Raw genomic sequence first — 7,409 nt, forward strand, 5'->3', positions numbered from 1 at the left:
ATTGGCTACCAACTTTTGGTATCTAAAATGAAACCATTCTAAAGCCAATCTTAAACTTCCTGCTTTCAGGCACAATCCTTTCTTAATATATATGGGTAGAAGATAAAGAATGAGAGACGATGAGTTTATGAATTCTCAGATCATACAACTTACTTTACTCAAATACTCTCTCACGCAGAGGTTTTAATGTATGCAGCATCCACAACAACCAGTTATTCCAGAACAAAGTTTAGATCGCGATTGTACGACTTTATCACGCCACGTATTGCAACAGTTTTCGAGTTTTACACCCGAAGCTCAAGATATTAGCGCGATTATGAATCGTATTGCATTGGCAGCTAAACTAATATCTCGCCGTTTGTCACGGGCTGGATTAATGGCGGGGACTTTAGGTTTTACAGGAGAAACCAACGTCCAAGGTGAATCTGTTAAAAAGATGGATGTCTACGCTAACGATGTATTTATTTCTGTTTTTAAGCAAAGCGGTTTAGTTTGCCGTTTAGCTTCAGAAGAAATGGATCAACCCTACTATATTCCTGAAAATTGTCCTATAGGTCGCTATACTTTGCTTTACGACCCCATAGACGGTTCTTCTAACGTAGATATTAATCTTAATGTGGGTTCTATTTTCTCAATTCGTCAGCAAGAAGGAGAGGATTTAGACGGAGAAGCCAAGGACTTATTACAGTCTGGGGACAAGCAAATTGCTTCAGGTTACGTTCTTTATGGACCTTCGACAGTGTTTGTTTATTCTCTCGGAAAAGGCGTTCATTCTTTTATACTCGATCCCAGTTTAGGCGAATTTATCTTAGCTGAAGAAAATATCCAGATTCCCGAGCATGGTGCTGTGTATAGCGTCAACGAAGGAAATTATTGGCAATGGGATGAATCCATTAGAGAGTATATCCGCTATGTTCACCGTCATGAAGGTTATACGGCTCGTTACAGTGGGGCTTTAGTCGGAGATTTTCACCGCATCTTATTACAGGGTGGCGTATTTTTATACCCAGGAACAACTAATAAGCCTGAAGGAAAAATACGCTTACTTTATGAAAGTGCGCCTTTGGCAATGTTAATTGAGCAAGCTGGAGGAAAAGCCAGTACAGGGACACAACGGTTATTAGATGCTGTTCCTGATAAACTGCACGCCCGTACCCCTTTAGTGATTGGTAGTCAACAAGATGTTGAGTTGGTAGAGTCTTTTATCACCGATTGGACGAGAAGAAAGTCTGATTCAGAAGAGACAGGTACAGCGAAGGTAGCAAAGGTTTGAAAAAACTAGAAAAATTCATTAACCACAATTCACAAGGAGAATCTAAAACATGGTAGGTGCCAAACCCATATTGGAAATTGAAAATACTTACGGTCAAAGTATCTGGATGGATAACCTGAGCCGTGACATTATCGAATCAGGGGAGCTTAAAGAGTTAATTGACAATAAAGGTATTGTTGGTATTACTTCTAATCCCGCAATTTTTGAAAAAGCGATCGCGGGTAATAAAATCTATGACAATGATATCGCAGAAGGCATCAAAGCTGGAAAATCAGTAGAGGAAATTTACGAAGATTTAGTTTTTACTGATATTCGTAATGCTTGTGATATCTTTTTACCCGTTTATGAAAAAACCAATGGTTTAGATGGTTACGTCAGTATTGAAGTGCCACCTAATTTGGCTAAAGATACCGATACTACTATTGCCGAAGCCAAGCGTTACTATAAAGCCATTGGTAAACCCAACGTAATGATTAAAATCCCTGGTACTCCTGAAGGTTTACCCGCAGTAGAAGCAGTTATCGCTGAAGGGATTAACGTTAATGTTACTCTACTATTTGCTGTAGACAGCTACATTAATACAGCTTGGGCTTATATTAGTGGTTTAGAAAAATTTGCCGAAGCAGGAGGAGACATAAGTAAAATAGCTTCTGTAGCGAGTTTCTTCCTTTCTCGTATTGATAGTAATATAGATAATCGCCTTGATGCCAAGATTGCAGCAGGGGGCAACGAAGCTAAATTAAAAGAGATTAAAGGCAAAATTGCGATCGCCAATGCTAAAATAGCTTATCAGAAATACAAAGAAATTTACAGTAGCGATAGATGGCAAGCTTTAGCAGCCAAAGGTGCATCAGTACAGCGTCTTCTTTGGGCTTCTACCAGCACGAAAAACCCCGAATACAGCGATGTTATGTATGTAGATGAATTAGTCGGTGCAGATACCGTTAATACTCTACCTCCCAATACTATAGAAGCCTGTGCCGATCATTGCGATCCTGCTAACCGTATCGAAAGTAATGTAGAACAAGCACAAGATGTAATTAATGCCTTAGCTGATGAAGATGTTGGGATTAATCTCGATGAAGTGATGGACGAATTACTCGAAGAAGGCATTGATAAATTTATCAAACCCTTTGAATCTTTAATGTCATCCCTCGAAGACAAAGTAAAACAACTAGCCACAGTCTAATTCTAATGATGAGGGAAGAAGGAGGAAGGATGAAGGAATACTAATTCAATCACTTAGGAGACAAAAATTCAACGTGGTAAATAGGTTTTAATTCTTTAAGTCCTAAGTTTTAATTTCATCCCTCATACTTCATCCCTCGTTCCTCATTTTTCGTTCCTGTCTTGGTCAGCGTTCCCTTGCGTCTTACACCGACGCGGGGTCTGACCGCTCATTCCTCGTAAAATATGGTTGCAATATTAGAAAATCCTTTAAGAGTCGGTTTACAACAAGAAAGAACTCCCGAACCATCAATCTTAGTAATTTTTGGTGCTTCGGGTGATTTGACTCAACGAAAACTAGTTCCTGCTATCTATCAACTAAAAAAAGAACGCCGTTTACCCGCAGAGTTAACAATTGTCGGAGTAGCTCGTCGCGATTGGAGTCACGAATATTTTCGTCAACATCTCAAAGAAGGTGTCGAAGAATTTGGTGCTGGCATCGCCCAAGAAGAACTGTGGAAAAGCTTTGCTGAAGGCTTGTTTTACTGTTCGGGTAACATGGATGAAGAGGCAAGCTATGAAAAATTAAAAGAGTTTTTAGCCGAATTAGACGGTAAAAGGGGAACTCGTGGTAATCGCGTCTTTTATCTGTCAGTATCTCCCAAATTTTTTAAGCCAGCCCTCAAACAACTGGGTCAAGCAGGGATGTTAGCTGACCCGATTAAGCATCGTATTGTAATTGAAAAACCTTTTGGTAAAGACTTAAGTTCAGCTAAATCTTTGAACCGTGTAGTGCAGAAAGTCTGTAAAGAACAACAGGTTTATCGCATCGACCACTACCTGGGCAAAGAATCAGTCCAAAATATTTTGGTGTTCCGTTTTGGAAATGCCATCTTTGAGCCTCTATGGAATAGGCAGTTTGTCGACCACGTTCAGATTACAGTTGCGGAAACAGTAGGGGTAGAAGAAAGGGCTGGTTATTACGAAACTTCTGGCGCATTACGGGATATGCTGCAAAACCACTTAATGCAGATATTTGCCATTACCGCAATGGAAGCCCCCAACGCTTTAGATGCTGATAGTATTCGTTCAGAAAAAACTAAGGTCTTACAAGCTACTCGCATCGCTGATATTAATAATCTCGAAAAATCTGCTATTAGGGGTCAATATGCTTCAGGATGGATGAAAGGTAAACCCGTTCAAGGCTATCGAGAGGAAGAAGGCGTAAACCCCGAATCAACTACCCCAACATTTGTTGCCATGAAATTGATGGTAGATAACTGGCGTTGGAAGGGCGTGCCTTTTTATCTGCGTACTGGGAAGCGGATGCCGAAAAAAACTACGGAAATTTCTATTCATTTTAAGGAAGTACCTCTACTAATTTTTAAATCCGCAGCACAACAAGCTAACCCCAATGTTTTAACGATGCGGATACAGCCCAATGAAGGTATCTCTCTCAACTTTGAAGCCAAAATGCCAGGACCTGACTTGCGTACTCGTACCGTAAATATGGACTTCAGCTATGGTTCATCCTTTGGGATGGCAACCGCAGACGCATATCACCGCTTACTACTAGACTGTATGCTGGGGGATCAAACCCTATTTACTCGCGCTGATGAAGTAGAAGAAGCTTGGCGGGTTGTGACACCTGTATTAAATGCGTGGGAAGCTCCTAGCGACCCCAATTTAGTTCCTCAATATGAGGCTGGTACTTGGCAACCAACTGAAGCAGAATTTCTCCTTGAAAGAGAAGGCAGAAGTTGGCGACGACTTTAATATCAGTTATCAGTGAACAGTGAACAGTTATTCGTTATTCGTTATAAGTATAGTGATGATAAATATTTTAGATACTGATTACTGCTTACTGCTTACTGAAAAAGCTGATTACTAATTACTGATTACTGATTACTGAAAAAAATGGTAACAACAAAAACTCCGATAGTATCCTTACAAGCTCCTAAAGATGTTTCCATAGAAGAAATTGAAGCCGAATTGAGATCGCTATGGACTTCTGTTGGTGGTGATGAAGATTCATCCGCATCTCGTGCAGCTACTTTCAGCCTTATTGTTTATGAACCCAATGGCACACAGCAATTATTAGCAGCTTTGGGCTTTTATACAGGTCCTATTGACGGCATCAGTGGACCTCGGAATAAAGCAGCTATTTCCGCAGCCCAAAAAGCATACAAAATGGAAGTAACAGGGGAAGGTAGCTCACAACTATTAACCCGTTTAGAAGCAGAATTTACTAAAGCCAAAGAAGCAGATCGATTAAACCCTGAAAACAAAACCGCAGCCATTCAGTACTCTCCTGACTCTCAAGGAGCAATTGCTGACGCGATCGCATCTGCCAATCCTTGTCGTATAATTGCTTTAGTACCCAGTCTCGGTCAAGACGAAGGAGTTAAAGCCCAAGTATCTGCTTACTGTCCTGTTAACAAGAAAAATAAAGAATCTTTAGTCTGCTGTGAATACATTACCCTAAGTGGTACAGCAGAAGCTCTAGATAGAATTGGTGGTATCATCACAGGACTAACTATTGGTGAACTGCCGACATTTGTCTGGTGGAAAGCAGCACCCTCTCCTGAATATGGCTTGTTTAAACGTCTAGTCAGCTATTCCGATAGCATGATTTTTGATTCTAGTAGTTTTGTCGAGCCTGAAGCCAATCTTGTTTCCATCGCAGAAATGCTGCAACAAGGTACAATCCTTGCCGACTTAAACTGGCGCAGACTCTCATCTTGGCAAGAATTATCCGCAGAAGCATTCGATCCCCCAGAAAGAAGAGCCGAAATTTACGAAGTGGATAAAGTAACTATCGACTACGAAAAAGGTAATCAATCACAAGCTTTAATGTATTTGGGCTGGCTAGCTTCTCGCTTAAATTGGACTCCTACTTCTTACAAACACGAAGAAGGCGATTACGATCTTCGTCAAGTTAGTTTTAGCGACTCTCAAGGTCAACAAATCAACGCCGAATTAGCAGCTATCCCCACTGCGGATTGGGGAGATATTCCAGGAGATTTAATTAGCTTACGCTTGAGTTCAACTCATCTTGATGCTGATTGCTGTACTGTTCTGTGTTCTAGCACCACAGGCTGTATGAGAATGGAAGCAGGGGGAGGCGCGCAATCTTGTTACGTGCAGCAAGTTGCTCCCCTGTTCGATCAAAATACTGAAGATTTACTCGGACAACAATTGCAACGTTGGGGTAGAGAAGTTTTATATGAAGAGAGCATGGCAGTAACAGTGAAAATACTGGAGTTAAGTCAGTAAATAATCAATTTTAGTAAGGATTCACTGGTAGGGATAATTCTCCAATTTTCTCTACTTTTTTTTGTTAAAAACAAATAATTTGAAATCCCAATTCTTTAATTTATATTTGTTAGTTGAAGAGATGAGATGAAGAAAGATCGGTAAAAAGCGATCGCTTATGGTAAAATTAAGAGCAAGCGATCGCTATTTTTTAATAAATTCTCTCAAAAGGATCAATAAGAGAAAATAATTATTAGACGGCAATCTTGTTTTTAAAGAATAAAATCACTCGCAGAAAGTCGGTCAAAATTAACTGAGGACCCGACTTCCAATTCAATGATGCCAAATCCTCCTCTAAATTTATACACAAGCTTTCTTTTACTAAAACCAAAAGTGGCTAAGGCAAATATAGATATTTTTTACGGCTTTTCAAGCTTGACAATCCCATTTTCCATTGAATTTACAGTTAGTCTGTAGCCCTCCATCAAAAATATTCCCTACAAAGGATTGAATTGCTGCTTCATCAACTGGAATAATGAGGGGTTGTACAACTGGTGATTTTACTTGGAAGTAATAAATTTCGTCACCACATCGAGCAAATTCTTCTTTGCTGTATTGAGGTTACCCTAATTCACAAAATGGTCAATTATGAATAGAGCCATCAGGTAAAGTTGCACCAGTGAGTTTTACTCCTGTTAGCTTAACCATAATCTTTTTACCCTTACTAACTATTGCACCTGACAAATCTGCGCCACTCAAATCTGCGCCACTCAAATCTGCACCGATAAGGTTGGCTTCTCTCAAATTAGCTTTTCTTAAGTTAGCTCCCAGTAAATTAGCGCGATATAAATTAGCTCCTGTGAGATTAGCTTCTTCTAAATTAATTTTGTGCAAAAAGCTATCACTCAAATCGGCATGACTAAAATTAGCTTTACTAAAGTTTCTCCCAGCAAAATCTTTCTCTTTGAAATCACCATGGCTCAAATCTGCCTCACTCATATCTTTATGGTAAGGTCTTTGGTAATTATCTTGAGAGCTAGTAGAATAATAGCTTTTAGGTTGTCTCGGTGGCGCAGATTGTCTTGATTGATAACTAGAATAGGGTTGTCTCGGTGGCGCAGATTGTCTTGATTGATAACTAGAATAGGGTTGTCTCGGTGGCGCAGATTGTCTTGATTGATAACTAGAATAGGGTTGTCTCGGTGGTGGAGATTGTCTTGATTGATAACTGGAATAGGGTTGTTTCTGCGAAGGAGCAGTATAGCGATAATTACGATAGTCTCTTGGTGCTTGTGGCTTGTTAGAAGACTTACTTACAGTACTTGCAGCAGAATTTTGATGATGAAAAGAGCGCAATAAATCGCGAGCATGATTGATTTGTTTGAGTTTTTCCGCAGATTTCTCAATCAATCTTTGGTTTTCTCTAGGAAGACGGTCTGGATGCCAAATAAATGCCAAGTCTTTATAGGCTTGGTTGACTTCTTCTAGGGATGCGCCTAGCTCTAATCCCAGGATTTTGTAATATGACTCTAGATTACTACTCACTATGGCAATTTTCCCTATAACTGCTGTTGAGGTCGAACTTATCGATACTATGTTGAATTTAGCTTTAATGATAGCTTTACTTTGCAAGATAGTGATGGGCAATTAACAATAGGTTAACTTTTCTGAGAGAATTGCCATCTGTGAATTATTTATAATTTCTTTAAAAAAA

5 protein-coding genes are annotated in these 7,409 nt (G+C 39.7%); 4 read left to right on the forward strand and 1 reads right to left on the reverse strand.

What is annotated here, in order from left to right:
* Window positions 1–190 precede the first annotated feature (190 nt).
* The 4 genes from fbp to opcA all read left to right on the forward strand — a co-directional run bounded on the left by fbp (window position 191) and on the right by opcA (window position 5,716).
* The gene (gene fbp, locus H1P_RS28230) at window positions 191–1,273 is read left to right on the forward strand and encodes a class 1 fructose-bisphosphatase (protein WP_144874005.1); all 1,083 of its coding nucleotides are present in this window, start codon (window positions 191–193) and stop codon (window positions 1,271–1,273) included.
* A gap of 49 nt (window positions 1,274–1,322) precedes the next feature.
* On the forward strand, window positions 1,323–2,462 hold the full coding sequence (tal, locus tag H1P_RS28235; RefSeq protein WP_144874007.1) for a transaldolase: 1,140 nt from the start codon (window positions 1,323–1,325) through the stop codon (window positions 2,460–2,462).
* A gap of 224 nt (window positions 2,463–2,686) precedes the next feature.
* Window positions 2,687–4,216, forward strand: coding sequence for a glucose-6-phosphate dehydrogenase (zwf, locus tag H1P_RS28240; protein ID WP_144874009.1), 1,530 nt, complete (start codon window positions 2,687–2,689; stop codon window positions 4,214–4,216).
* 141 nt (window positions 4,217–4,357) lie between these two features.
* Window positions 4,358–5,716, forward strand: a complete 1,359-nt coding sequence (gene opcA, locus H1P_RS28245; protein WP_144874012.1) for a glucose-6-phosphate dehydrogenase assembly protein OpcA — start codon at window positions 4,358–4,360, stop codon at window positions 5,714–5,716.
* Between the two features lie 621 nt (window positions 5,717–6,337).
* Here the strand turns inward: opcA and H1P_RS28250 are convergent.
* Window positions 6,338–7,240 carry a pentapeptide repeat-containing protein gene (locus H1P_RS28250; RefSeq protein ID WP_144874013.1) on the reverse strand — a complete coding sequence of 301 codons (903 nt, stop codon included), beginning with the start codon at window positions 7,238–7,240 and terminating at the stop codon, window positions 6,338–6,340.
* Window positions 7,241–7,409 lie beyond the last annotated feature (169 nt).

The sequence above is a fragment of the Hyella patelloides LEGE 07179 genome (assembly GCF_900659865.1).
GTDB classification, from domain to species: Bacteria; Cyanobacteriota; Cyanobacteriia; order Cyanobacteriales; family Xenococcaceae; genus Hyella; species Hyella patelloides.

What these genes read in the sequence shown, in the direction of transcription:
- fbp (WP_144874005.1), top strand. Translation starts at nt 191, where the DNA reads ATGCAGCATCCACAACAACCAGTTATTCCAGAACAAAGTTTAGATCGC.
- tal (WP_144874007.1), top strand. Translation starts at nt 1,323, where the DNA reads ATGGTAGGTGCCAAACCCATATTGGAAATTGAAAATACTTACGGTCAA.
- zwf (WP_144874009.1), top strand. Translation starts at nt 2,687, where the DNA reads ATGGTTGCAATATTAGAAAATCCTTTAAGAGTCGGTTTACAACAAGAA.
- opcA (WP_144874012.1), top strand. Translation starts at nt 4,358, where the DNA reads ATGGTAACAACAAAAACTCCGATAGTATCCTTACAAGCTCCTAAAGAT.